Here is a 24,861-nt window from a genome sequence, read left to right on the forward strand (position 1 = left end):
GATCGTCCAGGGATCGCGCGGCCGGCGGGAGCATCCTTCGAGGGCGCCGCTTCGCGCCGCCACCTCAGGATGAGGACGAGGGTGGGAGCGGCCATGAATTCGCAGCCGAGCGCACGCATCTCATGATCTTCGAGGAACTTGCGCTGCCCGGCCTGTTCCGCGTCGTGCCCGAGCCGCACGCGGACGAGCGCGGCTTCTTCGCCCGCACCCAGTGCGAGAGCGAATTCGCGGAGCGCGGGCTGGTCGGGCGCTTCACGCAGTCGAGCGTGTCGTTAAATCACCGCCGCGGCACCGTGCGCGGGATGCATTTTTCGAAGTTGCCCCACGCCGAGACGAAGCTCGTGCGCTGCACCGCCGGCGCGATCCACGACGCGGTGATCGATCTGCGGCCCGATTCGCCGACCTATCTCCGCACCGCGTCCGTGACGCTCTCGGCCGCGAACCGCCACGCCCTCTACATCCCGGCGGGCCTCGCCCACGGTTTCCAGACGCTGAGCGACGACACCGAGATTCTCTACATGATCGACCGGCCGTTCGTGGCCTCCGCCGCGGACGGCGTGCGCTGGGACGATCCCGCCTTCGGGCTCGCGTGGCCCGAGCCGGTGACGGTCATCGCATCGCGCGACCTCGCCTTTCCCGATTGGGCGGGGCGGTGAAGCGGGTTCTCGTCACCGGCGGGGCCGGCTTCGTCGGCCGCCACGCGGTCAGTGCGCTCGCCGCTCGCGGCTTCGCGGTTCACGCCATCGGCCGGACCGCGCCGGACGGCGTCCACGCCTTCCACGCGGCCGACCTGCTCGATCCGGTGCAGCGCCGGGCTGCCGTGCAGGCGGCCTCGGCAAGCCACCTGCTGCACCTCGCCTGGGTCACCACACCCGGCCGCTACTGGCAGGCACCGGACAACCTCAACTGGACGGCTGCGAGCCTCGACCTCGTGCGGACGTTCCGCGAGGCGGGGGGCACCCGCGCCGTGGTGGCCGGGACCTGTGCCGAGTACGATTGGACGGGGATCAACCTTCTGCCACGTGCAGAATTGGAATCCCCCTCTCCCCGCACGCGGGGAGAGGGCTTCGGCGAGCCTGTCGTTGCGACCCTCTCCCCGCAAGCGGGGCGCGGGGATGCAGCGGCGATCCGAGAGGGTCATTTGGCGGAAGCGGCCCCCTGCCGCCCGGCGACGCTCTACGGCGCTGCCAAGGACGGTCTTCGCCGCATCCTGCAAGCCTATGCGGCGACCGCCGGACTCTCCCTCGGCTGGGGGCGATTGTTCTACCTCTACGGTCCCGGCGAGACGCCGGGCCGGCTCGTCGGCGATGCGGCGCGGGCGCTGCTCACGGGCCAGCGTCTCGCCACCAGCGAGGGCCGGCAGCGGCGCGATTTCCTGCATGTCGCCGATGTGGGAGCGGCCTTCGCGGCCCTGCTCGACTCGGGGGTGGAGGGGCCCGTCAATATCGGCTCGGGCGAAGCGGTGCCGGTGCGCAGAATCCTGGAAACGATCGGTGCGCTGACCGGACGCCCCGATTTGATCGATTTCGGCGCCCGCCCCCTCGGCCCGGCGGAGCCGGCCTGCATCGAGGCCGACATCCGGCGCCTGACGGACGAGGTTGGCTTTTCGGCCCGCTACGGCCTCGAACAGGGCCTAGAGCAAACCGTCGCAGCTTGGCGCGCCGCGCTCAGCAATGCGGCATCAGTCCCTTGAGCCGAGCCAGGATATCCTCGCCTGCGCAGGGGCGGGCGATGAACTGCGCACCCTCCGGCATGCGCTCGGGATCAGGCGAGGCGCGGCCGGACACGATCAGGATCGGCAGGTTCGGCCGCGCCTGGGCGACGGAAGCGGCCAGATCGAAGCCATCGACCCGGCCCGAGAGCTGGACGTCGGTCACGAGGCCGCAGATGTCGGGCCGCGCTTGAAGGATGGACAGCGCGCGCTCGGCGGAGGCGCATTGCACGGTGTCGTAGCCGCCCCCCTCCAGCACGTCGCCGAGGTCCATGATGGTCAGGGCCTCGTCCTCGACGATGAGGATGACGGGACGGTCGGCTTCCGGATTCGTCGTCTCGGTCTGGCTCGCCACCTTACGCTCTCCCCGATTTGCTCCAGCGGCCCAAGGTGTTCGCAGACTTGTCGTTGACAGACTCGGCCTGCCCACAGACTGAACCTGCTCACAGGCTTGGCCGTTTCCCGTGCTGGGAACCGCTGCGCTGCGATCATCCAACGGGTAACCCCGCTGCGGGTTGCAGGGTCCCGTGGTTCTCTGCGGCCAAGCTCGCAAGCTTCGCGCCGCGGGGCCGATCGCGGCGCGCCGGCCTTAGGCCACCGCCTCGGTCACCGCCGTCACGGCCGCGATCAGACGGTCGAGGTCGCCCGCATCGATGGTGAGCGCCGGGGTGAGGTAGACGATGTCGCCGAACGGGCGCACCCAGACGCCGCGCTCGACAAAACGCCGCTTGAGATCCGCGAGGTCGGGCGTGCCTGCGAATTGCACCGCGCCGATGGCGCCGAGCACCCGAACCTCCCGCACACCGGGCAACCGGCTCAAGGGAGCGAGCCCCTCTTGCAGGCGCGCGGCGATGGCTTGGGCCTGCGCGAGGCGCGGCTCGGCCTCGAACAAATCGAGGCTGGCATTCGCCGCCGCACAGGCGAGCGGGTTCGCCATGAAGGTCGGCCCGTGCATCAGCGCGGTCGATGCCTCGTCCGTCCAGAAGGCGGAAAAGATCTCGGTGGTGGCGACCGTGGCGGCGAGCGCCATCGTGCCGCCGGTGAGCGCCTTCGACAGACAGAGGATGTCGGGCACGATACCGGCCTGCTCGCAGGCGAACAGCGTCCCCGTGCGGCCGAACCCGGTGAAAATCTCGTCGGCGATGAGCGGCAGGCCGTGGCGGCGCGCGAGCCGCGCGACGGTGGCCAGCACCTCAGGCGGATGGGTCAGCATCCCGCCCGCCCCCTGCACCAGGGGCTCGACGATCACTGCCGCCAGTTCGTGGCGGTGGCGGGCAAGGGCCGCATCGAGGGCCGCCTGGTCCTCGGCCGTGCGCGGCAGCGCGCAAAACACCTGAGCGGGAAGGTAGGCGCCGAAGCGGCGGTGCATCCCCTCCTCGGGGTCGCAGGCCGACATCGCGCCCATCGTGTCGCCGTGATAGCCGCCGCGGAAGGCGAGCACGCGGGTGCGGCCGGTCTCGCCGCGGTTGAGCCAGAGCTGAACCGCCATCTTCAGCGCGACCTCGACGGCGACCGAGCCGGAATCGGTGAAGAAGACGTGGTTGAGATCCCCCGGCAGCAGCGCGGCAAGGCGCGCGCCGAGACGCTCGGCCGGGGCGTGGGTGAGCCCGCCGAACATCACGTGCGGCATGCGCATGAGCTGGTCGGCCATCGCCGCGGCGATGTGCGGGTGATTGTAGCCGTGCACCGCCGTCCACCACGAGGCGATGCCGTCGATGAGTTCGCGCCCGCCTTTCAGCGTGATGCGCGAGCCCCGCGTCGCGATCGCCTCAAGCGGCGGCGCGGCGGTCTTCATCTGGGTGTAGGGGCGCCAGAGGTGATGGTTGTCGAGCGCGGTCATGCGCGGGGAATTGAGGGGTGGCGCTGGCAGAGTCAAACGCGTCAGCCCTTCCCTCTCCCCTCTGCGGGAGAGGGTGGCCCCGAAGGGGTCGGGTGAGGGGCTGGCTCCGCACTCTTCGGACACGTCGCTCCCCTCTCCCGCCTGCTCCGCAGGCACCCTCCCCCGCAAAGGGGGGAGGGTGTCGCATGCGGCGGCCCTACTCCGCCGCCTCGCCATAGGCTTCCGTCGGCGGGCAGGAGCAGACGAGGTTGCGGTCGCCGTAGGCGTTGTCGACGCGGTTCACCGGCGGCCAGTACTTGTCCATGCGCAAGCTGCCCGACGGGAAGCAGGCGGCCTCGCGGGAATAGGGCCGCTCCCAGGCGCCGATCAGGTCCTGCACCGTGTGCGGCGCGTTCTTGAGCGGGTTGTTGGCCCGGTCCATCTGCCCCTCCTCGATCGCCCGGATCTCCTCGCGGATCGCCAGCATGGCGTCGCAGAAGCGGTCGATCTCGGCCTTGGTCTCTGATTCGGTCGGCTCGATCATTAGCGTGCCGGCCACCGGCCAGCTCATCGTCGGCGGGTGGAAGCCGCAATCGATCAGGCGCTTGGCGATATCCTCGACGGTGACGCCCGCGCTCTTCTGGAAGGGCCGCACATCAACGATGCATTCATGCGCGACCCGTCCGTTCTGGCCGGCATAGAGGATGGAATAGGCCCCATCGAGCCGCCGGGCGATGTAGTTGGCGTTGAGGATCGCCACCCGCGTCGCCTGGGTCAGGCCGCGCCCGCCCATCATCAGGCAGTAGCTCCACGAGATCGGCAGGATCGAGGCCGAGCCGAAGGCGGCGGCCGAGACCGCGCCCTCCTCGCCCGAGCGCGGATCGGAGGGGAGGAACGGGATCAGGTGCGTCTTCACGCCGATCGGCCCCATGCCCGGCCCGCCGCCGCCATGCGGGATGCAGAAGGTCTTGTGCAGGTTGAGGTGGCTGACATCGGCGCCGATATCGCCCGGCCGCGCCAGCCCGACCATCGCGTTGAGGTTCGCCCCGTCGAGATAGACCTGTCCGCCATGGGCGTGGACGATGTCGCAGAGTTCGCGCACCCGCGCCTCGAACACGCCGTGGGTGGACGGGTAGGTGATCATGCAGGCCGCGAGCTTTTCGGAATGCTGCTCGGCCTTCTTCCGGAAATCCTCGACGTCGATGTTGCCATGGGCATCCGCCCCGACCACCACGACGCTCATGCCGCACATCTGCGCCGAGGCCGGGTTGGTGCCGTGGGCTGAGGACGGGATCAGGCAGACCGTGCGGTGCCCCTCGCCCCGCGAGAGGTGATAGCGGCGGATGGCCAGCAGCCCCGCATACTCGCCCTGCGCGCCCGAGTTCGGCTGCATCGAGATCGCGTCGTAGCCGGTGATCGCGCAGAGCTTTTGGCTGAGATCGTCGATCAGCTCGCGGTAACCCAGCGCCTGATCCTCCGGCACGAAGGGGTGCAGTTCCGAGAATTCCGGCCAGGAGACCGGCAGCATCTCGGCGGTGGCGTTGAGCTTCATCGTGCAGGAGCCGAGCGGGATCATCGCCCGGTCGAGCGCGAGGTCGCGGTCGGCGAGCCGGCGCATGTAGCGCGTCATCTCGCTCTCGGCCCGGTTCATGTGGAAGATCGGGTGGGTCAGGTAGTCCGAGGTCCGCTCCAGCTCGGCCGGCAGGCGCGGCTCGGGATAGCCCTCGTCGTAGGGAAGATTGCCGCCCCCGAACGCGCGCCACACCGCCTGGACGATGTCGGGCCGGGTGCGCTGATCGACGCTGATGCCGATGCGGTCCGTGCCGATCCGGCGCAGGTTCACCCCGTTCTCGACCGCGCTCTTCAGGATCACGCCCTGGAACGCGCCGACCCGCACGGTGATCGTGTCGAAGAAGTGCTGGGGCTCGACGGTGAAGCCGAGGGCTTCCAGCCCCTCGGCGAGGCGCACGGCGTCACGGTGGACGCGCCGGGCGATGGCCTTGAGGCCCGCCGGCCCATGATAGACCGCGAACATCGAGGCGATGACCGCGAGCAGCACCTGGCTGGTGCAGATGTTCGAGGTCGCCTTCTCGCGGCGGATATGCTGCTCGCGGGTCTGCAGCGCGAGGCGGTAGGAGCGGTTGCCACGGGCATCGACCGAAACGCCGACGATGCGACCCGGCAGCGCCCGCTTATGCGCGTCGCGGGTGGCGAGATAGGCGGCGTGCGGGCCGCCATAGCCCATCGGCACGCCGTAGCGCTGCATCGAGCCGACCGCGATGTCGGCCCCCATCTCGCCCGGCGCCTTCAGCAGCGTCAGCGCCAGCGGGTCGGCGGCGACCGCGGCGAGCGCGCCGGCCTCATGGAGCCCTGCGATCACGCCGGAGAAATCGTGAACCGCGCCGTTCACGCCGGGATACTGGAACAGCGCCCCGAAGACCGTGGACGGGTCCAAATCCGCAAAGGGATCGCCGACCACGATCTCCCAGCCGAGTGGCGCCGCGCGGGTCTTCAGCACGGCGATGGTCTGGGGCAGGCAGTCCTTGTCGACGAAGAAGGCGTTCCGGTCCGACTTCGCCACGCGCTTGGTCATGCCCATGGCCTCGGCCGCCGCGGTCGCCTCATCGAGCAGCGAGGCATTGGCCACATCGAGCGCGGTGAGATCGCAGACGAGGGTCTGGAAGTTGAGCAGAGCCTCGAGCCGGCCCTGGCTGATCTCCGGCTGGTAGGGCGAGTAGGCGGTGTACCAGGCCGGGTTCTCGAAGATGTTGCGCTGGATCGCCGGCGGCATCGTCGTGCCGTGATAGCCCTGGCCGATCAGCGAGACGAGCAGGCGGTTCTTGTTGGCTGTGGCGCGCAACTTCTCGAGCGAGCGGCGCTCGGTCAGGGAGGCGCCGAAATCGATGTACTCGGCCTGCCGGATGTCGGGGGGCAGCGTCTCGTCGATCAGCGCGTGCAGCGACTTGGCGCCGACCGTCTCCAGCATCTGGTCGATCTCGGAGAACTTCGGGCCGATATGGCGCCGGGCTGCGAAATCGAAGGGATCGTGGCGATCGTATTTCATGGGGAGGCCTTTCGAAGGCGGATGCCGCGCGCCTCGTCACCCCCTCCCCCCTCATCCTGAGGTGCTGCGAAGCAGCCTCGAAGGAGGGCTCCAGGGGTCGTGGCGGGTACGGGAGGTCTCCTTCGAGGCCTCCGCTGCGCTCCGGCACCTCAGGATGAGGGGGATGGCTGGGAAGGGATCCGGCTGGCGCTACTTCGCGAACGCCGCGTAGGCCACCTCGTCCATGAGCTCGTCGATGGCGGAGGGATCGTCGAGCTTGAGCCGGTAGAGCCAGCCGCCGCCCTGCGGGTCGGTGCCGACCGAGGCCGGGTCGGCGACCGCCGCCTCGTTGACCTCGGTGACTTCGCCGGAGAGCGGTGCGTAGACGTCGGAGGCCGCCTTGACGGACTCGACGACCGCGGCCGCCTCGCCCTTGGTCAGCTTCGCGCCGACCTTCGGCAGCTCGACGAAGACGAGGTCGCCGAGCTGTTCGGCGGCATGCGCGGTGATGCCGACCGTGGCGACGTCGCCGTCGAGGCGCAGCCATTCGTGCTCGTCGGTGAAACGCAGCATGGTCAAAACTCCTGACACGAGAGAGATCAGCCGCGCTTGAAGCCGGCCGGGACGAAGGGAAGCGGGGAGACGACGAGGGGGAGACGCTGGCCGCGCACTTCGGCGAAGACGCGGGTGCCGGGGGCGGTCAGCGCGGCCGGCAGGAAGCCCATGGCGACGGGCGCCCCGACGCTCGGGCCGAAGCCGCCGGAGGTGACGCGGCCGACCGGCTCGCCGCCGGCCGCGGCGGCGAAGAGCGGGGCCTCCGCCCGCACCGGCGCCCTGCCCTCGGGGCGCAGGCCGCCGCGCCGCCGCGACGGCCCGGCCTCCATCGCGGAGAGGATTTTTTCGGCGCCCGGAAACCCGCCTTCGCGGGCGCCGCCCCGGCGGCGGGCGGGGGAAATCGCCCAGGCAAGGCTGGCCTCGACCGGGTTGGTACCGGGATCGATATCCGCCCCGTGGAGCGGCAGGCCGGCTTCGAGGCGCAGGGAATCGCGGGCGCCGAGGCCGACCGGCAGCACTTCGGCCTCCGCGAGCAGGGCTTCGGCCACAGCTTCGGCGCGCTCGGCCGGCACGGAAATCTCGAAACCGTCCTCGCCGGTATAGCCGGAGCGGCTGACAAGGCAGGGCGCGCCGAGGATCGCGACCGCGCGCACATCCATGAAGCGCATCGCCTCGGTCTCGGGTGCCAGCCGCGCCAGCACCTCGGCCGCCTTCGGGCCCTGAAGCGCGATCAGCGCATCCGGCACCAGCGTCATGTCGATGGCGTCCGGGAGATGCGCCCGGAGATGCGCGAAGCCGGCGGCCTTGTTGGCGGCGTTGACGACGACGTGGAGCCGGCCGGGCAGGCGCGCGACCATGAGGTCGTCGAGGATGCCGCCGGCCTCGTCCGTCAGGAAGCCGTAGCGCTGGCGACCTTCGGGAAGCCCGAGGATATCGATGGGGATCAACGCTTCGAGGGCGCGGGCCGCCTCCGCGACATCGCCGGAGCGAGGCGTCAGCGCGATCTGGCCCATATGCGACACGTCGAAGAGTCCGGCCGCCGCCCGCGTGTGCAGATGCTCTTTGAGCAGCCCGGCGGGGTATTGCAGCGGCATCGCGTAGCCCGCGAACGGCACCATCTTGGCGCCGAGGCGCAGGTGGAGCGCGTGCAGCGGCGTCTGTGCCAGCGGATCAGCGGAAACGGGGGCGGCGGGGCTCACGGCACCGGCAGCTTGCAGACTCATCGGGCACTCCACGACAGACGGATCTTGCCCGCCGGCCGGCTGGCAAGTTGCCCCCATCTGTCGCGCTTACCTGAGAGCTTCCCTCACTCGGCATTCGAGCGAGGTTTCTCCTTCGGTGGACGCCGGACGGCGCCTCTCTCCAGATTGTCCAACGATACGGTGATTGTGCCTGAGAGTTTCCGGGGGTGGTTGCTCCGTCGGCGCCATGATTCATCTTTCGATGAGCCTGGGCTCTCCCGTATCGTCTGTAACGGACCCCGGAAGGCTCGCACTTTGCGCCCGCCTATGCAAGTCAAGTTCGGTGACGATCAGCGCATCATGTTGCGCTGCCGACAATAGCCGCGGAAGCTCTCAAAGCCGGCCGGGCAGCGGCGGACGCAGGCCCCGGCCGCGTATTTCAGCGGCGGACGGCAGGCGTTGCGGAAGCGCGTCTCGCCGAACAGGTAGGACTGCGCCGGGCCGGCCGAGGCCGGTGCCGGGCTGACGAAGGGACCGGCAAAGGCGATCAGCAGAAGGACGACGAGGCGGCGGCGCAGCATGGCAGGGGTTCCGGCAGAGCCTGGGCAACGCGGCGCCCCGCAACGGGTTCGCCACGTTCATCACCATCGTCTTGACTTCGCCTGAGCGCCGTCGCCTTCAAGCGCCATGTCGCCGAACCCATCGAACAGCCTCGACGCCTTCGCCGGAGAAAAGCTCGCCGGCCTGGAAGTCAGCGCCCTGCGCCGCCGTCTGGCCGTGACAGCGCGAGGCCCCGAGGCGGCGGCCGAGCGGGGGGGACGCAGCCTCGTCTCGTTCTCCTGCAACGATTATCTCGGCCTCGCCCACGATCCGCGGGTGATCGCGGCGGCCACCGAAGCGCTGGCGCGCTACGGCGCGGGCGCGGGCGCCTCGCGTCTGGTGACCGGCAATTCCCCCCGCTCGCGGCGCTGGAGGAGCGGCTTGCTCGGCACAAGGGCAAGGAGGCCGCCCTCGTCTTCGGCTCGGGCTATCTCGCCAATCTCGGCATCGCGCCGGCCCTCGTCGGCGCGGGCGACCTGATCCTGATCGACGAACTCGGCCATTCCTGCCTGTTTGCGGGGGCGACCATGTCGAGGGCGCAGATCGTGCGCTTTGCCCATAACGACGTCGCGCAGTTGCGCGTGCTGCTCGCCGAGCATCGCGGCACGGCGCGGCGGGCGCTGATCCTGACCGAGCGGGTGTTCAGCATGGATGGCGACCGGGCGCCGCTCCCCGAGATCTTGGCGCTCGCCGGCGAATACGACGCCTGGACGCTGGTGGACGATGCCCACGGCCTCGGCGTGGTCGAGCCGGGCCAGCGGGCGCCGCTCGAAATGGGCACGCTCTCGAAGACGCTGGGCTCCTATGGCGGCTATCTCTGCGCCTCGCAGCCCGTGATCGACCTGCTGACCAGCCGGGCGCGCAGCCTCGTCTACACCACCGGCCTGCCGCCGGCCTCCGCCGCCGCGGCGCTCAAAGCCCTCGACATCGTCGAGACGGAACCGGAGCGCGCCGCCCGGCCGCTGGCGCTCGCGCGCCGCTTCACCGCGCGTCTCGGCCTGCTCGAGGCGATGAGCCCGATCGTGCCGGTGCTCATCGGCGCGGCAGAGGCAGCGCTCGCTCTCTCGGCGGCGTTGGAGGCGCGTGGCTTCCTCGTGGTGGCGATCCGTCCGCCGACGGTCGCCCCCGGCACCGCCCGTCTACGGGTCGCCTTCTCGGCAGCGCATAACGAGGAGCAGGTCGATGCCCTCGCCGAGGCGCTGATCGAATTGGCGCCGGAGAGCGTCCGCGCCGGCTGAACACCCTCAGGCGATCGGATCGAGCCGGCGGATCGCGGTGACGGCGCCGAAACTCTTGACGGCGATGCGCTCGACCGCCTCGCGCAAGGGCTCGACCGCCACCGCCATGTGGTGGCCGTTGGCATGGATCAGCCGATCGGCGTCAAGCATCATCCCGACATGGCCCTTCCAGAACACGAGGTCGCCGCGCCGCAGGCCGTCGAGCCCCGGCGGCAGGCCGGTTCCGAGGGCCCGTTCCTGCTGGTCTGCATCGCGCGGGCAGGCCAGGCCCGCGGTCTCCAGGCAGAGCTGGACGAGGCCCGAGCAATCGAGGCCGAGGCTGGTACGCCCGCCCCAGAGATAGGGCGTGCCGACGAGCCGCTCGGCGGTGGCCGGAAAATCGGGCTCGGCGGTCCCGAGCGGCACGGCGTGGCCGGCAAAGACGTAGCCGCCGCCGGCGAGCCGCCAGTACTCGCCCTCCTGCGCCTCCGCCGCGAAGGCGGCGCCGAGACTGAGATGGGCGACGTGCGGACGCTTCAGGTCGGGCGCGGGGTAGACGAAGGTGCGCAAAGCGGCGACCCGATGGGTCGGCGCCGGATCGATCGCCCCGAGCGCCGTCTCCGGCAGGTAGCCGACATAGCCGTCGCGGGCGATCTGGCCCCAGGCGAATCCATCCCGGATCTCGAACACCGTCACGGCGTCGCCCATCACCGCCTCGGTCTCGAGTCCGGCCTCGAGGCGCGGCGCGCGGCGAAGGGGAGCGGAGGGCACGGCGACCCGCGCCGGCTCGCCCGCGACGTAGCGCTCGGCCGTCACGACGCCCTTCAGGCGGATATCGGCAAGGTCGGGCCGGGCCGGGGTGAGGCGGGGATCGCGAGTGTCTGGCATCGTGGAGCCTGCGTGGCGCAGGATCGGGGCGGGATTCGGGATGAAGGATCGCGCCACGCCCGATTTTCGTGTGCCCCGCAGGCGCGTGGATTCGCCAATCCTTTTGCTGCGCGACCGCGACACTCTGACCGGCTTGGGCCATGTTCGCCTGCTGACTCCGTCAACGAATGTGCTGGCGCCCGCGCGGATCGGCGCGCATCCTGCATGCTCGACGAGCGGGGCGTCCGCCCGGCAAGCCATGCGGCCGGCGGTCCGTCACGTCCGATTTGGGTGCAGTGCACAAACCGGACGGACCGTCCTATGATCGGTGCATGAAGACCGCGAGTCGTGCCGTGAAAAAATCTCCGAAGAGCTTTCAGGATCTGCCTCCGATCCGGGTGCGGCGCGAGCCGCCCACGGTCGACGAGGCGGTCGCCGCCGCCCAGGATCTGGCCGACGACGTCGAGCAGCAGGTGGAGATCGCCTGCGGGCTGATCGGCCTCGGCCCGGACGAGGTGCGCCCCCACGTCGTCGCCGCCGCCAAGGCCGCGGCGGCGCGTCCGGCGCACCGGCCGCTGGAGCAGCGCATCCTCGCGCCGACGAGCCCGAACCGCGCCCCGCCGCGGGCGGTGATCGTCGAGCGCCGCAGCCGCCCGACCGTGGTGGTCGAGCGCCGCAGCCGGCCCCTCGATCAGCGTCGGTAAGCCCAAGGCATCGTCTTTTTGAAAAAGCCGGCCGCCGGCTTTCGGGACGCTGCCCGGGCCTACCAGGGCAGCGTCTCGCCCCGGTGGTCGAGAAAGGCGAGATCCGTCCGGCCGGCTCTCGCCTCGATCACGTCCGCCAGCCCGGCCGCGCTTGTCGCCACGTCGAGATCGGCCCCCTCGCCGCCCATATCGGTGGCGACCCAGCCCGGATGCAGCAGCAACACGCCGAACGCGCGGTCGGCGTGGCGCGCCGCGAAGCTCCGGGCGTTGATGTTGAGCGCCGCCTTGCTCGCCCGGTAGTTCTCCCAGCCGCCCTCGGTGTTGAGGCCGACGCTGCCGAGCACCGAGGACATGAAGGCCAGCGTGCCGCCCGGTGCAAGGGTCTCGGCAAAGGCGTCCGCGAACAAGATTGGGCTCACCGCATTGGTCAGGTAGACCTGTGCGTGGACCGCCCGCGCCACCGCGTTGAGCGGCTTCTCCGCCTCGATCAGCACGCCGGCCACCACGAAGACGAGATCGAATTGTTCGCGCCGCGTCCGTTCGTGCAGGGCGGCAACCGACGCATCGTCGTCGATATCGACGGTCTCGACACGCACCCCCTCCTCCGCGAGCCGTTCGAGACCGGGCGCGGCCCCGCGCCGAGTCGCGGTGACCTGCCAGCCGCGCCGCAGGAAGGTCTCGGCCAGCCCGAGCCCGAGCCCGCGGGACGCACCGACGATCAGGGCGTGTTTCTGGGTGTGGCTCATGGTGGTTCGTCCGCACTCGCACCGATGGATGTGTGGGCCGTAGGCTTCACGGCAGGGCGCGATCAATCCCCCGTCTGCACCGACCACGTCGCGTGGCGCACCTCCGGCCGCTTCTCCAGATCGGCCACCACGGCGTCGAGATCCTTGGCGTGGACCGTCGTGGCGGTGAGCGTGGCGATGACGTCGACGGTGGTCTCTCCGCGCTCCTCCACCTCCGTCGTGCCGACGGGGTAGTCCGCCGCCTCTAGGCGCTCGACCAGCAGGTCGCGGGCGAGGCCGGCGGTCTCGGCCGGCACCGTCACCTGCACCGCGTAGGTCGCCTCCGTCGCGCTCTCGTCGATGGGGATGCGGTCGATGAGGTTCACCAGCGGGCGCAGCAGCGTGTTGCCGGCAAGGACCGCGATGGTGACGAAGCAGGCTTCCAGCGGAAGGTCGGCCCCGGAGAAGGCGCCCGCGGCCGCCGCGCACCAGAGGGTCGCGGCGGTGTTGAGGCCGCGCACGTTCATCCCCTCCTTCATGATGACGCCGGCGCCGAGAAAGCCGATGCCGGAGACGACATAGGCGACGACGCGGGTCGCCCCCTCCGCGCCGGTCAGCCGCATGCCGAGATCGACGAAGGCGGCAGCGCCCAGCGCCACCAGCACGGCGGTGCGCAAGCCCGCGCTGCGCTGCCGGTACTGCCGCTCGACCCCGATCAGGGTGCCGAGGCCGAAGGCGACCGCGAGGCTGATGCCGGAATTCACGGCTTCGGGCGTGGGGAAGGGAAAGGGGCCGGGCATGGACCGTTCGGGGACCTTTTCGGTGTCGCGCGGTTTCCCCGCTGTCGCACGAGCGTGACGGTTGCGTGACGAAACGTCAGCGATCCGCGCGCACTCGGTCGCGTGCGGTCAATTTGCCCGTGGTCAGGGGCGCGGCGCGGGATTGACGCGGCGACCGGGCAGCGGGCACACCGGCAGGATTGTGGGAGCCTTAAGAAAAACCCACGCTGAGGAGACGCGCATGCTGCAGGATCTTTCTCCTGCGACGAGGGCCGAGGCTCGACCGGCGACGGCGCTGGCAGAGGCGCTCGTATGAGCGTCGAGGCACTCGCCCGGCCCGCGGCAGCCGCGCCCGTCCGCGATCGCATCCTGCAGCTTCGCGACGGGCTGAGCCACGGGCTGATCGGCGCCGACAAGCTGGTCGAGCGCCTGCTGATCGGGCTGCTGACCGGCGGCCATCTGCTGATCGAGGGCGCGCCGGGGCTCGCCAAGACCCGCGCGGTCAAGCGTCTGTCGGACGGACTCGACGGCTCCTTCGCCCGCGTGCAGTGCACGCCCGACCTGATGCCCGCCGACCTCACCGGCACCACCGTCTGGCGCCAGGATGCGGGCACCTTCGAGTTCCTGCCGGGACCGCTGTTCCACTCGCTGATCCTCGTGGACGAGGTGAACCGCGCGCCGCCCAAGGTGCAGTCGGCTCTGCTGGAATCCATGGCCGAGGGGCAGATCACGGTGTCGGGCCACACCCACCGCCTGCCCGACCCGTTCATGGTGGTGGCGACGCAGAACCCGATCGAGCATGCGGGCACTTTCCCGCTGCCCGAGGCGCAGCTCGACCGCTTTCTGCTCCACGTCGTCGTCGAGATGCCGGACGAGGCCTCCGAGCGCCGCATCCTCGATCTCGTCGAGGGCGAATTGAACCACCACGCCGAGGCGATGCCGGTGAAGCTCTCGGTCGCCGAGGTGATCGCCGCCCGCGAGGCCGCGCTCGCCACCTACGTCTCGCCAGCCCTCAAGGACTATCTCGTGCGGCTCGTGGCCGGCACCCGCGGCGACAGCGTCGCGCCGGAGCTGCGCGCGGCGATCGAGCACCCGGCCTCGCCCCGCGGGACGCTGGCGCTGATGGTCGCCGGCAAGGCCCGCGCCTACCTGCACGGCCGCGACCACGTCGTGCCCGAGGACATCTCGGAGTTGGCCGCCGACGCCCTCGCGCACCGCATCGGCCTGACCTGGCGCGCGGCGGCTGAGGGGCGCACCACGCGGGGCATCATCGGCGGGCTGGTCGAGCGGACGCGGGCGCTGTAGCCGTCATGACCGCGACGGCGGCCCCCGCAAGCGACCTGACCGACGCCCCCGGCATCCACCTGTCCGGGGCCGGACTCATGAGCCTGCGCCATCTCGCGCGGCGCGGCGTCTCGCCCGCGACCCGCACCATCGCCGGGTTGCCCGGCGGCATCGTCACGCGCAAGCGCGGGCGCGGCTCGGAGCCGGACGACGTGCGGCCCTGGTCCGAGGGGGACGACCGCCGCTTCATCGACCGCAACGCCACCGCCCGCACCGGCCAGGTGCACGTGCGCACCCATCACGACGAGCGCGACCGCGCCGTGGTGCTGCTCGCCGATTTCCGGCCCTCGATGCTGTTCGGCACCCGCCGGGCGCTGCGTTCGGTGGCGGCGGCGGAGGCGCTGACGCTGCTCGGCTGGCGCATCGTCGGCGATGGCGGGCGCATCGGCCTGATCGCGGCGGGCGCGGGCGAGCCTGCGGTGATCCGCCCGGCCGGCGGCGAGCGGGCGATGACCGCCGTCACCGGCGCGCTGGCCCATGCCCACGCCGAAGCCCTCGCCGGCCCGGCGGTGGACGACCCGCCGCTCACCGATACGCTGGCGCTCGCCCGCTCGCTCTTGCCCTCGGGCGGACACCTCGTCGTGGCGAGTGCCCTCGACGCGCCGGGGCCGGATTTCGAGAGCCTGATCACCGCGCTCGCCGAGCGGCTCTCGATCCGCCTGCTGCTGGTCAGCGACGCCTTCGAGCGGGCGCGCCCGGCCGGCCTCTACCCCTACGCCCTGCCGGGCGGGCAGCGCGGTACCGTCCAGGCCGACCGTAGGGCCCAGCCCGCCGATGCAATCGACCCGCGCCTCGCCCGCCTCCATGCCTGCGGCGTCGAGGGCCTGCGCATCGACGTCGAGGCCGGGCCGGAGAGCTACGCCCCGCTGATGGAGCGGCTCGATGCGGTGTTGTGAGGTTGGGAGCGAATCCCCCGCTCTCCGCATCCGGGGAGCGGGGGCGGTTCAGGAAGAGGCTCGTTCGGTGGCGCCCCGTCGCCTGCCGGCTGGCTCTGCCGACGACGGGGTCGACAGAACCCTCTCCCCGCACGCGGGGAGAGGGGATGCGCGGATGCCTGAGAGATGACCGCCCCAGCTCCCGACCTCTCCACCCTGCGCGGGCTCCATCTCCCCACCGGCGGCAACAGCGCGGTGCAGCCCGAGATGGTGGCCGCCCTGGCCCTTGGCTTCAGCCTCGCGCTGCTCGTCGGCCTGATCCGCCTCGTCCGGGCGCGGCGCGGCGCGTCAGTCCGCCGGGCGGCCCTGCGCGAGTTGGCCTTGGCCCAAAGCCTCGAGCCGGAGGCCCGGCGCGTCGCGCAGGCGCGGCTGCTGCGGCGCGTAGTGCGCACGCTGAAGGGCGAGGCGGCGGCCGGCACAAGCGGCGCGGCCTGGGCCGCGACGCTCGACACCACCTTCGCCACCGATTTCTTCCGCTCCGGGCCGGGCCGCGTCTTCGCCGACGATCTCTACCGGCGCCCGAAGACCATCGATCCCGCCGCCATCGATGCCGGCCTCGGCCGCCTGCTCTCACAGATCCGGGCCTGATCCGAATGCCCACCTGGATCACAGCCCTCGCCTCCGCCTTCGATTTCGCGGCGCCGCTCGCCCTACTGCTCCTGCCCCTGCCGCTCGCCGCCCGGCTGATCCCGCCGGAGCGCCAGGGCGGCAGCGGCGCCTTGCGCGTTCCCCCTCCCTCGTCGGCGGCGCCGAGCATGCCGAGAGCATCGCCGCCCGCGGCCGGCGCCGTCTCTGGCTCATCGGAACGCTCTGGGCGGCCCTCGTCGTCGCGCTGGCCGGCCCCCGTCTCGTCCTGCCCGCGACCGCGCTGCCGGCCTCGGCCCGTGAGATCGTGCTCGCCCTCGACCTCTCGGGCAGCATGGAGCGCAAGGACTTCTCGCTGGACGGCGAGACCGTCAGCCGGCTCGCGGCGGTGAAGCGCGTCGGCGCCGAGTTCATCCGCCGCCGGGCCGGCGACCGCATCGGCCTCGTCGAGTTCGCCGATCAGGCCTACGTCGCCGCAGCCCCCACCTTCGACACCGCCACCGTCGCCCGCACCCTGGAGCAGGCGACCATCGGCCTCGTCGGGCGCTCCACTGGCATCGGCGACGGGCTCGGCCTCGCGCTCAAGCGCCTCGCCCCGGCTCAGGTCGCGGCGGCCGACGGCGAAGGGCCGCCCCCCGCCCGCGACAAGGTCGTAGTGCTGCTCTCGGACGGGGCCAACAATGCCGGCCAGACCGCACCCAAGGACGTGGCGGCGCTGGCAAAGGATCTCGGCGTGCGGGTCTACACCATCGCGCTCGGGCCGATCGACATGGCCGACAACCCCAACAACGAGCAGGACGTGGTCGATGTCGAGACCCTGCGCGCCATGGCCGAGACCAGCGGCGGCCGGGCGTTCCGCGTGAAGACCACCGACGACCTGGAGAACGTGGCCAACGCCATCGACGAATTGGAGGGTGGGCGTGCCAAGGCGCCGCCGCTGCCCCTGCGGCGCGATCTCTGGCCCTGGCCGGCGGCGCTCGCCTTCCTCTGCGCCTGCGGTCTGCTGGCGACGCGGCGCCGGATCTGAGCGGGAATCGCATGATCGAATCCCTCACCCTCCTGCGCCCGCTCTGGTTCCTGGCGATTCCCGTCGTGGCTCTGCTTGCGCTGCGGGCGGCATGGCGCTCGGCGCCGCTCGGCGACTGGAACAAGGCGGTCGATCCGCACCTGATGGCGCTGGCCGCCCGCCGCGGCGCGGTGCTGGGCGGCCGGCGGCAGGCTAACATCGCCGCCGCTCTGGCCGCCGGCATCCTGGCGCTGGCGCTCACCGGCCCGGCGGTCGAGCGCCCGGAGGCCTCGACCTTCCGCAACCTCGACGCCACGGTGATCGTGCTCGACCTCTCCCGCTCGGTCACCGAGGGCGGGCGCTTCAAGGAGGCGCGGCAGGCGGCGGAAGCAGTGGCGGAGGCTGCGGGCACCCGCTCGCTGGCGCTGATCGTCTACGCGGGCGACGCCTACACCGCGCTCTCGCCGACCAACGACCGCGAGAGCCTCGCCACCACCCTGTTCGCGCTCGATGCCGACACCGTGCCCGACCGGGGCAGCCACCCGGAGCGCGGGCTGGCCCTGGCCCGCCGGACGCTGGCTGAGGCCAACGTCGTCGCCGCCGACGTCGTGCTGATCTCCGATGGCGACGGGATCGGCCAGGCCGCCGAGCGCGAGGCCGCCGCGATCCGGGAGAAGGGCTGGCAGCTCCACGCCCTGTTCGTGCCCGCGGGCAAGGCCCTGCCACCCGGCGCGCCGCGCCCCGACCGGACCGCCCTCGACCGGCTCGCCGGCACGGGCGGCGGCCGGGCCGCCGACATCGATGCCTCCGAGGCGGTGCTCGAGCGTGTCGGCGCCTCGACCGCCCAGCACCTCGCCGCGAACGGCTACGGCGTACTCGCCTTCGCCGATCTCGGCCGCTGGCTGCTGCTGCTGGCGCTTATGCCCGCCCTCCTCCTATTCCGACGGAGCGCGTGATGCTGGCGTCCTTTTCGCCCCGCCCCTTCACCCGGCCGGCGCCGCTGCGGCGGATGCTGCCCGTCGCCTTCCCGCGCCACTGGCGGCGGCTCGCGCGCATCGCGGGGCTTGCCCTCGCGGGCGGCGGCCTGCTCGGATTGCTGCTCGTGTCGGAGCCGCGCACGACGCTGGGCCGCTTCCTCATGGCGGCCGGTCTACCCGGCGCGGCCCTTCACGTGTTCGACACCCCCGCATGGCGCGCCGCCGCCCTCTACGAGGCTGGGCGCTACGGTGAGGCGATTCCGCTGTTCCGGGCGCAGGGCAAGCGCGGCGCCTACAACCTCGGCAACGCGCTCGCCCGCTCCGGCGATCTGCAAGGCGCGCTCGAGGCCTACGACGAGGCGCTGACCTACAACCCGCGCGACGCCGACGCGCAGGCCAACCGCTCGCTGATCGCCAAGGCCCTGGAAGAGGAGATCGATCGCGGCAAGGGCGGCGGCATCGCCAACGCCTCGGCGCAGTACGGTGCCCGCTACAACAACACCGCCAACCAGGACCAGAACGACGACATCCGCGCCACCGCCAGCGGCGAGGGTCTGGCCGGCAACAAGGAGGGCGGCTCCTCCGCCTCGTTGCCGGGCACGAGCCCGGTGGCCCGCCGCGGCAAGGCCGAGCAGCAGGCGGTCGATTCCGGCAAGGGGCAGGCCCGCGGCTCGGCGAGCGACGCCGCCGGCCGCGGACGCCAGGGCGCCGGCTCGGCCATGGTCGCCGCCGCGCCCGAGCGCGAGGCGCGCCGGGTGACGAAGAGTTTCGAGGCGCACGAGATCCACCCCGACCGGCTCTGGCTCCAGACCCTGCCGGACGAGCCCGGCCGCTATCTGAAGCTGCGCCTCAAGGCCGAGCAGGCCCGCCGCATCGAGGCCGGCACCGCCATCCCGGGAGGCAGCAACCCGTGGTAATGTTTTTCGACTCGTTCAGGTGGGCCATCCTCCCCCGCAGCGGGATGAGGGGACCGTTGGCGGCCCTCCTCGTGCTGCTGGCCTTCGCCGCCCCCGCCCACGCCATCGAGCCCGGCGACCTCACCCTCACCGTGACGCCCGATCTCCCCGGCGGCGCGCAGCCCTATGCCCGCGAGATGGTGCTGCTGCGCCTGCGCGGGGTCTACCGCACGCAGATTCTGCTGGAGGAGGTGCGCCAGCCGGCGCTGGTCAACTTCTCCTGGACCCAGCTCGGCCGCGACAACTGGGGCCGCACGCGCATGCCCGACGGGCAGATGGCGCTGGAATTCGAGCGCACGATCGCGGTCTTCCCCCAGCATACGGGGACGTTCACCATTGAGCCCTTCGTCCACCGCCTGACGATCAACGACAACGGCGAGCGCAAGCAGATCGATGTGCGCTCCGAGCCCGTCCCCTTCCCCGTGGCGGCCTGGACCGGCGCGAGCGGCGGCCCCGACACGGCGGAACCGTGGTGGCTGCCGGCGCGGGACGTGGCGATTACCGATTCCTGGGACCCCGACCCCGAGACGCTGAACCAGGGCGAGACCGCGCGCCGGATCGTCACGCTCGAAGCCCAAGGCATGCTCGCCGAGGGGCTGCCGCCACGCCCCGTGATGCGCACCCGCGGCATCATCACCTTCGCCGGCCCGGTGAAGCGCGAGACGATCATCACGCCCTCCGGCCCGGTGGCGCGGGCGACCTACCAGTGGGACATCAAGAAGGGCGTGGCCGAGGTGATCCCGCTCGACGCGATCAAGATCCCCTGGTTCGACACGCTCACGCGCACCCTGCGCGAGACCGAGATTCCCGCCCGCCAGATCGGCGGCGGCCTCGCCGACCGGGCGGAGGATCTCAAGGAAGCGGGGCCCGCCGCGTGGTCGGCGCTGGCCGCGGCGGCGCTCGCCGCCTTCGGTCTCGGGCTGGCCTTGATCGGCTTCCGCACCGGTCCAGGCTGGCTGCAGCTCGACCGCGGTCAGGCCCGTGCCCTGCGGCTGGCGGCGGCCGCGGGCGACGCGTCGGCGTTCCGGACGGTGCTCGGTCGTGCCGCGCAGGCGCAGCCGGATCTCGCCGCGCTCTGGCAGGCGGAGCCGGATCTGGCGCGCGACCTCGCCACCCTCGACCGGCAGGTCTTCGGCCCTGCCGCGTCCGGCGCGAATTCCGTCGATCTGCCCGGTCTCGCTCGGCGGCTCGGCCGGCGCCGGAGACGCGGTACCTCCGCAGCACTCGCGCCCGCCCCCCGGTTGGCTCCCCTCGACGGCCCGGTCGCGCAAGCGTGACCGGGTGGCGCTGAACGGCCGCGACCAACCTTCGTTGGGCTTTAGACCGGCTCTGTCAGGACCGGCAGATCCAGCACGAGGCCGGACGTGAGCCCTGCGAGCCCGATTCCCTATCATCCGTCCGTCGAGCAGCCGCGCACCGACGAGGCCGACATCCACGCGCAGATGCTCGCGACCTTCGCGAAGATCCAGGAGACCACGTTCAAGGATTACGGCCGGGCGGTGCGGGGCGTTCACGCCAAAGCCCACGGCCTGCTCACCGGACGCCTCGAAATCCTCGACGGTCTACCGCCCGAACTGGCGCAAGGCCTATTCGAGACGCCCAGCACCTACGAGGCTGTGCTGCGCTTCTCCACCAATCCCGGCGACATCCTCGACGACAGCGTCTCGACCCCGCGCGGCCTGGCGCTGAAGATCGTCGGCGTCGAGGGCGAGCGCCTGGAGGGGGACGAGGGCACGAGCCAGGACTTCGTGATGGCCAACGCCCCCGCCTTCACGGCGCCGGACGACGCGGCCTTCCTCAAGAGCCTGAAGCTCCTGGCCGCCACCACCGACACGCCGCAGGTGTTCAAGAAGGCGTTCTCGGCGGTTCTACGCGGCGTCGAATCGGTGCTCGAAGGCCTCGGCACCCAGAGCCCGACCCTGATCGCGATGGGCGGCCACCCGGAGACGCACATCCTCGGCGAGACGTTCTACAGCCAGGTTCCCCTGCGCTGGGGCGCCTACATCGCCAAGGTCGCGGTGGCGCCGGTTTCGCCCGAATTGACGGCGCTGACCGGCGCCAGCCTCAACGTCAACGGCCGGCCCGACGGCCTGCGCGAGGCGGTGACCGCGTTCTTCGCCGAGAACGAGGGCGTGTGGGAGCTGCGGGCGCAACTGCGCACCGACGAGGAAACGATGCCGGTCGAGGACGCCTCGAAGCCCTGGCCCGAGGAGGCGAGCCCCTATCTCGCCGTGGCCCGCCTCACCGTGCCGCGGCAGGATGCGTGGAGCGAGGAGAAGGTCCGGCAGATCGACGACGGGCTCGCCTTCAATCCCTGGCACGCGCTCGCCGCGCACCGGCCGCTCGGCGCGATCATGCGCGCCCGCCGGGCCGCCTACCCCGCCTCCGCCGGCTTCCGGGCCGAGCATAACGGCTGCCCGATCCACGAACCGCGTGCAGGCTCCGGCGTGGGTGTGTGACGCAGCCGGCGAGCCGTCGCTGACGAGTGGGCGTGGGCCGAAGGCGAAACTCTAAGCCGCTTGCGGGACGCGGCCCCGCGCGGAGCCGGGATGCGCTGGACTCCGGCTTGCTCTACGGCCTCGATCGAGGCCGGAGACCGGGAGAGAGTCGTGTCCGCCAAACAGGTCGGCGAGACGGAACGCGCGATCGCCCGCGATCCGCGACGCCTCGTCGGCATCGCCCTGATGTGCGTCGCGCCGGTATTCTTCGCCAGCCTCGACGCCACGGGCAAGGTGCTGGCGGGCGCGGGCGTCGATCCGCTGCTCACCACCTTCATGCGCTACGCGGTCAACGTTGCGCTGGTGACCGCCTTGATCAACCCGGTGACACGGCCGGGCGTCGCCCATTCGCGGCGCCTGCCGCTCCAGATCCTGCGCTCGCTGCTGCTGTTCGGCTCGACCGCCTGCAACTTCCTGGCCCTGCGCTCGCTCCAGCTCGCCGAGACGATCTCGATCCAGTTCGCCGCGCCGCTGACCGTGGCGCTGCTCGCCGGGCCGCTGCTCGGCGAATGGTCGTCGCGGATGCGGCTCGCGGCGGTGGCGACGGGCTTCGTCGGCGTTCTCGTCATCGTGCGGCCCGACGCGCTGGCGGCCAAGCCGGCGATCCTGTTCAGCCTCGGCGCGATGCTCTGCTACGCAATCTACGTGATCGTGACGCGCAAGCTCGCGGCCCACGATTCGACCGCCACGACGGTGTTCTACACCGGGCTCGGTGGGCTCGCAGTGATGAGCCCGCTCCTGCCGTGGATCTGGACGGCACCGGCCTCGGGCACGGTCTGGGCCCTGCTGGTCGCGGTCGGGCTGTTCGGCACGATCGGGCACTGGCTGCTGGTGCTGGCCCATGCACGGGCGCCGGCGAGCCTGCTCGCGCCCTTTATCTACACGCAGATCCTGTGGTCGGTCCTGCTCGGCTACGTCCTGTTTGGCGACGTGCCGAGCGCCTGGACGATGCTCGGCGCCGGCATCATCGTCGCCTCGGGCCTCGCTCTGCTGAGCGAGGATGCCCTGATGCGCCGACAAGCGCGGCGGAGGGGCCCCCCTCCCCGCGCATGACCACACGCACTTAGCGGTGGCGGTGGTGGCGCGGATGGTAACGGCGGTGATGGTAGGGCCGGTTCGAGCGCATCCGGGTCCGGTAGGCGCGCCGGCCGGGATCGATGCCGAGCACGCCGTTCACTCCGCCCACCGCACCGCCGACGGCGCCGCCCACGATGCCGCCGATCGGACCGGCGACGCGATCGCCCTCGGCCGCGCCGCGGCGCATCCCGCCGGGAATGCCCTGGGCCTGAGCCTCACCGGCGATCGGCATGAGGCAGAGCATCAGCCCTGCGGCAGCAATGGCGAAACGTCTCATGGCGGCGATTCCTCGTTGGGAATGGACACGTACCGGTGCTTCACCCGACGGGTTGCAACCGGATGCCAGCCAACGAAGCCTTCCCCTTGCCGGTTCCAGCCAACGGTCTCGCCATCCCAGGATCCATGCCCCAGAATCGGTGACGAACGGGGGCGTTCCCCTCCGCCGCGCAGACAAGCGGGCGTCATGTGAGACCCTGCAACGCAGAACGCCGGCCCCTTGCGGGAGCCGGCGTTCCAAGAAGTCCTTCGACGCAGCCGGTTAGGTCTGCTGCGTGCGGCGGGGCCGGACCTGCCAGCGCTCGAACGCCTCGGTCACCTCTTCGTCGCGGCCCGGCTCCTGCGGGTTGCGGATCGCGGCGCCGAGCGCCTTCGAGAGGCTCTCGATCACGTCGTCGATGCGCGCATCCGGCGGCAACCGCTCGCCGGACTCGGCCGCCGGCTTCTGAGCCTCGGCGGTCTCGGCGGCGGGCTGCGCCTCCTCGGGCTTGGCGGCCTCGGTCGATGCAGGCTCTTCGGCAGCGGCCGGCTCGGGCGCCGTCGCTTCGGCGGGCGCAGGCTCCTCGGCCTTGGGGGCTTCGGGCGTCGGTTCGGCCGCGGCCGGGAGAGGCTCTTCGGAGGCCTGAGGCTGCTCCTCCGACTTGGTCTCGGGCGGCGTGGCCGGCTCCGCCACCGCTGCCGCGAGGAGCGCATCCGGAACCGGCGCAGGCTTCGGCGGCTCGGGCGGACGCGCCGGAGTGTCGCGCGGGGGCGACACCGGCTTCGACGGGGTGAAGGGCGGACGATTGGAACCGAAGCGCGGCTCGATCAGGTCGAGCACCGCGTCGAGGGCGGCGTTGCTCAGGGGGATGTCACCTGGGGTCGGAACGCCGGTGATCGCGATCGACTGGCCGTCATAGGCCTTGTCCGTCGTCACCTCGGCGCCGAACCAGACCGGCGGCGTGAAGCCCTGCGCGGCCGATGCATCGGAGAAGACGAGGCTGACGATGTCGAGGCCCGACGGACGCACGTAGCGATCGACCAGCGCCTCCACCGAACCACCGAGCGAGACCGTGGTGCGCTCGTAGACGGCCCGGCCCTGGCAGACGTCGAGCAGGGCGTCGCCGTGGGCGCGCGGCACCTCGGTGCGCTCCTCGGCCATCGCCCCCTCGGAGCCGGTCATCAGCACGAGGAAGCAGTTGGTACCCTGCAGCCGCACGAACGAGGTCCGCCCGGCCTGCGGTGCGAAGTAACCTTCGGTGACGCGGGACCCGCCCCGCTCCTTCCGCAGAAGACGGACCAGAGAGGGCGCCACGAGAAACCGGCGAACGACACTCATTCACTTCCCTCCGCGGGTCGGCACGCACCGGTCCGGGACCGCGCCCGAACACTCGGCCTTCGGGGCGCCGATCCCGAAGGGGATCGGCTGCCGCCCACCGTATTGGACATGGGCGGTCCGCGAAGACCGGGGCGTTAACCTGTTCTTCACATGGACCTTCATGGCGAAGTGATGGGCCCGAAACAACCACGCGGCAAGCCTGGAGGCCGAAAAGGCGTGGAATTCATCGGGCCGATCCCATGAATTCAGCCCTCGGGTTCGAAGCCGAGAGCGACGCCGTTCATGCAGTAGCGCAGCCCGGTTGGGGCCGGACCATCCTCAAAGACGTGGCCGAGATGGCCCTTGCAGCGGGCGCAATGCACCTCGGTGCGGGTCATCCAGTGGCTGCGGTCGACCGTCGTCTCCACTGCATCCTCGAGCGGCGCGAAGAAGCTCGGCCAGCCGCTGCCCGACTCGTATTTGGTGTCGCTCTCGAACAGCGGAGCGCCGCAGCCGGCGCAGACGAACGTGCCGGCGCGCTTCTCGGCGTTGAGGCCGCTCGTGCCGGCCCGCTCGGTGCCGTGCTCGCGGAGCACGCGGTACTGCTCCGGCGTCAGCGCCGCGCGCCATTCCTCTTCCGTGCGAATCTCGGGATCTGTGCCGATGACGTCGGATCCGGCCATGTCGCGTTCCTCCGGTGCTTTTCTCG

At 71.5% G+C, this 24,861-nt stretch carries 23 protein-coding genes, 2 pseudogenes and 1 riboswitch; of the genes and pseudogenes, 13 read left to right on the plus strand and 12 right to left on the minus strand.

Annotated elements, in window-relative coordinates:
* The first annotated feature begins 122 nt into the window (after positions 1-122).
* Both OVA30_RS25115 and OVA30_RS25120 read left to right on the plus strand, forming a co-directional pair.
* The gene (locus OVA30_RS25115; RefSeq protein ID WP_268177351.1) at positions 123-656 is read left to right on the plus strand and encodes a dTDP-4-dehydrorhamnose 3,5-epimerase family protein; all 534 of its coding nucleotides are present in this window, start codon (positions 123-125) and stop codon (positions 654-656) included.
* Positions 653-1,693 (plus strand): NAD-dependent epimerase/dehydratase family protein, encoded by a 1,041-nt coding sequence (locus tag OVA30_RS25120; protein WP_268177352.1) that lies wholly within the window; start codon positions 653-655, stop codon positions 1,691-1,693. Before OVA30_RS25115 ends, OVA30_RS25120 begins: the two co-directional genes overlap by 4 nt.
* Here OVA30_RS25120 and OVA30_RS25125 read toward each other — a convergent pair.
* The 6 genes from OVA30_RS25125 to OVA30_RS25150 form a co-directional block, all read right to left on the minus strand.
* A complete protein-coding gene (locus tag OVA30_RS25125) occupies positions 1,668-2,066 on the minus strand; it encodes a response regulator (RefSeq protein ID WP_003603986.1) in 399 nt (132 codons plus the stop codon). The genes OVA30_RS25120 and OVA30_RS25125 overlap by 26 nt on opposite strands.
* A gap of 234 nt (positions 2,067-2,300) precedes the next feature.
* Positions 2,301-3,551 carry an adenosylmethionine--8-amino-7-oxononanoate transaminase gene (locus OVA30_RS25130; protein WP_268177353.1) on the minus strand — a complete coding sequence of 417 codons (1,251 nt, stop codon included), beginning with the start codon at positions 3,549-3,551 and terminating at the stop codon, positions 2,301-2,303.
* Between the two features lie 196 nt (positions 3,552-3,747).
* Positions 3,748-6,594 carry an aminomethyl-transferring glycine dehydrogenase gene (gene gcvP / locus OVA30_RS25135; protein WP_268177354.1) on the minus strand — a complete coding sequence of 949 codons (2,847 nt, stop codon included), beginning with the start codon at positions 6,592-6,594 and terminating at the stop codon, positions 3,748-3,750.
* 189 nt (positions 6,595-6,783) lie between these two features.
* Positions 6,784-7,146, minus strand: a complete 363-nt coding sequence (gcvH, locus tag OVA30_RS25140; protein ID WP_268177355.1) for a glycine cleavage system protein GcvH — start codon at positions 7,144-7,146, stop codon at positions 6,784-6,786.
* A 26-nt stretch (positions 7,147-7,172) separates the two neighbouring features.
* Positions 7,173-8,351, minus strand: a complete 1,179-nt coding sequence (gcvT, locus tag OVA30_RS25145) for a glycine cleavage system aminomethyltransferase GcvT (RefSeq protein WP_268177356.1) — start codon at positions 8,349-8,351, stop codon at positions 7,173-7,175.
* Positions 8,352-8,498: 147 nt separating this feature from the next.
* Positions 8,499-8,600, minus strand: a riboswitch (glycine riboswitch).
* Positions 8,601-8,659: 59 nt separating this feature from the next.
* On the minus strand, positions 8,660-8,890 hold the full coding sequence (locus OVA30_RS25150; protein ID WP_056501383.1) for a hypothetical protein: 231 nt from the start codon (positions 8,888-8,890) through the stop codon (positions 8,660-8,662).
* 106 nt (positions 8,891-8,996) lie between these two features.
* On the opposite strand from OVA30_RS25150, the pseudogene OVA30_RS25155 reads away from it, so the two are divergent.
* Positions 8,997-10,147, plus strand: a pseudogene (locus OVA30_RS25155) (aminotransferase class I/II-fold pyridoxal phosphate-dependent enzyme).
* Positions 10,148-10,153: 6 nt separating this feature from the next.
* Here OVA30_RS25155 and OVA30_RS25160 read toward each other — a convergent pair.
* Positions 10,154-11,014: a C40 family peptidase gene (locus OVA30_RS25160; RefSeq protein ID WP_268177538.1), complete on the minus strand. Its 861-nt coding sequence runs from the start codon at positions 11,012-11,014 to the stop codon at positions 10,154-10,156.
* Positions 11,015-11,325: 311 nt separating this feature from the next.
* Between OVA30_RS25160 and OVA30_RS25165 the strand changes: the two genes are divergently transcribed.
* The gene (locus OVA30_RS25165; protein ID WP_012605836.1) at positions 11,326-11,697 is read left to right on the plus strand and encodes a hypothetical protein; all 372 of its coding nucleotides are present in this window, start codon (positions 11,326-11,328) and stop codon (positions 11,695-11,697) included.
* A 59-nt stretch (positions 11,698-11,756) separates the two neighbouring features.
* Here the strand turns inward: OVA30_RS25165 and OVA30_RS25170 are convergent, their stop codons facing one another.
* Both OVA30_RS25170 and OVA30_RS25175 read right to left on the minus strand, forming a co-directional pair.
* Positions 11,757-12,443 (minus strand): SDR family NAD(P)-dependent oxidoreductase, encoded by a 687-nt coding sequence (locus tag OVA30_RS25170; RefSeq protein WP_268177357.1) that lies wholly within the window; start codon positions 12,441-12,443, stop codon positions 11,757-11,759.
* Positions 12,444-12,505: 62 nt separating this feature from the next.
* Positions 12,506-13,222 (minus strand): MgtC/SapB family protein, encoded by a 717-nt coding sequence (locus OVA30_RS25175; RefSeq protein WP_003605733.1) that lies wholly within the window; start codon positions 13,220-13,222, stop codon positions 12,506-12,508.
* 291 nt (positions 13,223-13,513) lie between these two features.
* On the opposite strand from OVA30_RS25175, the gene OVA30_RS25180 reads away from it, so the two are divergent.
* From OVA30_RS25180 to OVA30_RS25220, 9 genes and pseudogenes are all read left to right on the plus strand, one after another.
* Positions 13,514-14,506, plus strand: a complete 993-nt coding sequence (locus OVA30_RS25180; RefSeq protein ID WP_003605735.1) for an AAA family ATPase — start codon at positions 13,514-13,516, stop codon at positions 14,504-14,506.
* A 5-nt stretch (positions 14,507-14,511) separates the two neighbouring features.
* Positions 14,512-15,441: a DUF58 domain-containing protein gene (locus OVA30_RS25185; protein ID WP_012605838.1), complete on the plus strand. Its 930-nt coding sequence runs from the start codon at positions 14,512-14,514 to the stop codon at positions 15,439-15,441.
* A gap of 165 nt (positions 15,442-15,606) precedes the next feature.
* A complete protein-coding gene (locus OVA30_RS25190) occupies positions 15,607-16,068 on the plus strand; it encodes a DUF4381 domain-containing protein (RefSeq protein WP_268177358.1) in 462 nt (153 codons plus the stop codon).
* 5 nt (positions 16,069-16,073) lie between these two features.
* Positions 16,074-17,092, plus strand: a pseudogene (locus OVA30_RS25195) (VWA domain-containing protein).
* A gap of 11 nt (positions 17,093-17,103) precedes the next feature.
* Complete coding sequence (locus OVA30_RS25200; RefSeq protein WP_268177359.1) at positions 17,104-18,027, plus strand: VWA domain-containing protein; 924 nt, start codon at positions 17,104-17,106, stop codon at positions 18,025-18,027.
* Entirely contained in the window at positions 18,027-18,965 is a 939-nt protein-coding gene (locus OVA30_RS25205; protein WP_012252586.1) for a tetratricopeptide repeat protein, read from the plus strand. The genes OVA30_RS25200 and OVA30_RS25205 overlap by 1 nt, the downstream gene beginning before the upstream one ends.
* Positions 18,965-20,281 (plus strand): hypothetical protein, encoded by a 1,317-nt coding sequence (locus tag OVA30_RS25210; RefSeq protein WP_268177539.1) that lies wholly within the window; start codon positions 18,965-18,967, stop codon positions 20,279-20,281. Before OVA30_RS25205 ends, OVA30_RS25210 begins: the two co-directional genes overlap by 1 nt.
* A gap of 87 nt (positions 20,282-20,368) precedes the next feature.
* Positions 20,369-21,463, plus strand: a complete 1,095-nt coding sequence (locus OVA30_RS25215; RefSeq protein WP_268177360.1) for a catalase family protein — start codon at positions 20,369-20,371, stop codon at positions 21,461-21,463.
* Between the two features lie 90 nt (positions 21,464-21,553).
* Positions 21,554-22,555, plus strand: coding sequence for a DMT family transporter (locus OVA30_RS25220; protein ID WP_268177361.1), 1,002 nt, complete (start codon positions 21,554-21,556; stop codon positions 22,553-22,555).
* 10 nt (positions 22,556-22,565) lie between these two features.
* Here the strand turns inward: OVA30_RS25220 and OVA30_RS25225 are convergent, their stop codons facing one another.
* From OVA30_RS25225 to msrB, 3 genes are all read right to left on the minus strand, one after another.
* Complete coding sequence (locus tag OVA30_RS25225; protein WP_042508707.1) at positions 22,566-22,856, minus strand: hypothetical protein; 291 nt, start codon at positions 22,854-22,856, stop codon at positions 22,566-22,568.
* A gap of 261 nt (positions 22,857-23,117) precedes the next feature.
* A complete protein-coding gene (locus OVA30_RS25230; protein WP_268177362.1) occupies positions 23,118-24,173 on the minus strand; it encodes a hypothetical protein in 1,056 nt (351 codons plus the stop codon).
* A 245-nt stretch (positions 24,174-24,418) separates the two neighbouring features.
* A complete protein-coding gene (msrB, locus tag OVA30_RS25235; protein ID WP_056463241.1) occupies positions 24,419-24,835 on the minus strand; it encodes a peptide-methionine (R)-S-oxide reductase MsrB in 417 nt (138 codons plus the stop codon).
* Between the last annotated feature and the right edge of the window lie 26 nt (positions 24,836-24,861).

The sequence above is a fragment of the Methylorubrum sp. SL192 genome, from assembly GCF_026672325.1.
Classification (GTDB): domain Bacteria; phylum Pseudomonadota; class Alphaproteobacteria; order Rhizobiales; family Beijerinckiaceae; genus Methylobacterium; species Methylobacterium extorquens.

What these genes read in the sequence shown, in the direction of transcription:
- OVA30_RS25115 (WP_268177351.1), top strand. Translation starts at nt 123, where the DNA reads ATGATCTTCGAGGAACTTGCGCTGCCCGGCCTGTTCCGCGTCGTGCCC.
- OVA30_RS25130 (WP_268177353.1), bottom strand. Translation starts at nt 3,551, where the DNA reads ATGACCGCGCTCGACAACCATCACCTCTGGCGCCCCTACACCCAGATG.
- gcvP (WP_268177354.1), bottom strand. Translation starts at nt 6,594, where the DNA reads ATGAAATACGATCGCCACGATCCCTTCGATTTCGCAGCCCGGCGCCAT.
- gcvH (WP_268177355.1), bottom strand. Translation starts at nt 7,146, where the DNA reads ATGCTGCGTTTCACCGACGAGCACGAATGGCTGCGCCTCGACGGCGAC.
- gcvT (WP_268177356.1), bottom strand. Translation starts at nt 8,351, where the DNA reads ATGAGTCTGCAAGCTGCCGGTGCCGTGAGCCCCGCCGCCCCCGTTTCC.
- OVA30_RS25150 (WP_056501383.1), bottom strand. Translation starts at nt 8,890, where the DNA reads ATGCTGCGCCGCCGCCTCGTCGTCCTTCTGCTGATCGCCTTTGCCGGT.
- OVA30_RS25160 (WP_268177538.1), bottom strand. Translation starts at nt 11,014, where the DNA reads ATGCCAGACACTCGCGATCCCCGCCTCACCCCGGCCCGGCCCGACCTT.
- OVA30_RS25165 (WP_012605836.1), top strand. Translation starts at nt 11,326, where the DNA reads ATGAAGACCGCGAGTCGTGCCGTGAAAAAATCTCCGAAGAGCTTTCAG.
- OVA30_RS25170 (WP_268177357.1), bottom strand. Translation starts at nt 12,443, where the DNA reads ATGAGCCACACCCAGAAACACGCCCTGATCGTCGGTGCGTCCCGCGGG.
- OVA30_RS25175 (WP_003605733.1), bottom strand. Translation starts at nt 13,222, where the DNA reads ATGCCCGGCCCCTTTCCCTTCCCCACGCCCGAAGCCGTGAATTCCGGC.
- OVA30_RS25180 (WP_003605735.1), top strand. Translation starts at nt 13,514, where the DNA reads ATGAGCGTCGAGGCACTCGCCCGGCCCGCGGCAGCCGCGCCCGTCCGC.
- OVA30_RS25185 (WP_012605838.1), top strand. Translation starts at nt 14,512, where the DNA reads ATGACCGCGACGGCGGCCCCCGCAAGCGACCTGACCGACGCCCCCGGC.
- OVA30_RS25190 (WP_268177358.1), top strand. Translation starts at nt 15,607, where the DNA reads ATGACCGCCCCAGCTCCCGACCTCTCCACCCTGCGCGGGCTCCATCTC.
- OVA30_RS25200 (WP_268177359.1), top strand. Translation starts at nt 17,104, where the DNA reads ATGATCGAATCCCTCACCCTCCTGCGCCCGCTCTGGTTCCTGGCGATT.
- OVA30_RS25205 (WP_012252586.1), top strand. Translation starts at nt 18,027, where the DNA reads ATGCTGGCGTCCTTTTCGCCCCGCCCCTTCACCCGGCCGGCGCCGCTG.
- OVA30_RS25210 (WP_268177539.1), top strand. Translation starts at nt 18,965, where the DNA reads ATGTTTTTCGACTCGTTCAGGTGGGCCATCCTCCCCCGCAGCGGGATG.
- OVA30_RS25220 (WP_268177361.1), top strand. Translation starts at nt 21,554, where the DNA reads ATGCGCTGGACTCCGGCTTGCTCTACGGCCTCGATCGAGGCCGGAGAC.
- OVA30_RS25225 (WP_042508707.1), bottom strand. Translation starts at nt 22,856, where the DNA reads ATGAGACGTTTCGCCATTGCTGCCGCAGGGCTGATGCTCTGCCTCATG.
- OVA30_RS25230 (WP_268177362.1), bottom strand. Translation starts at nt 24,173, where the DNA reads ATGAGTGTCGTTCGCCGGTTTCTCGTGGCGCCCTCTCTGGTCCGTCTT.
- msrB (WP_056463241.1), bottom strand. Translation starts at nt 24,835, where the DNA reads ATGGCCGGATCCGACGTCATCGGCACAGATCCCGAGATTCGCACGGAA.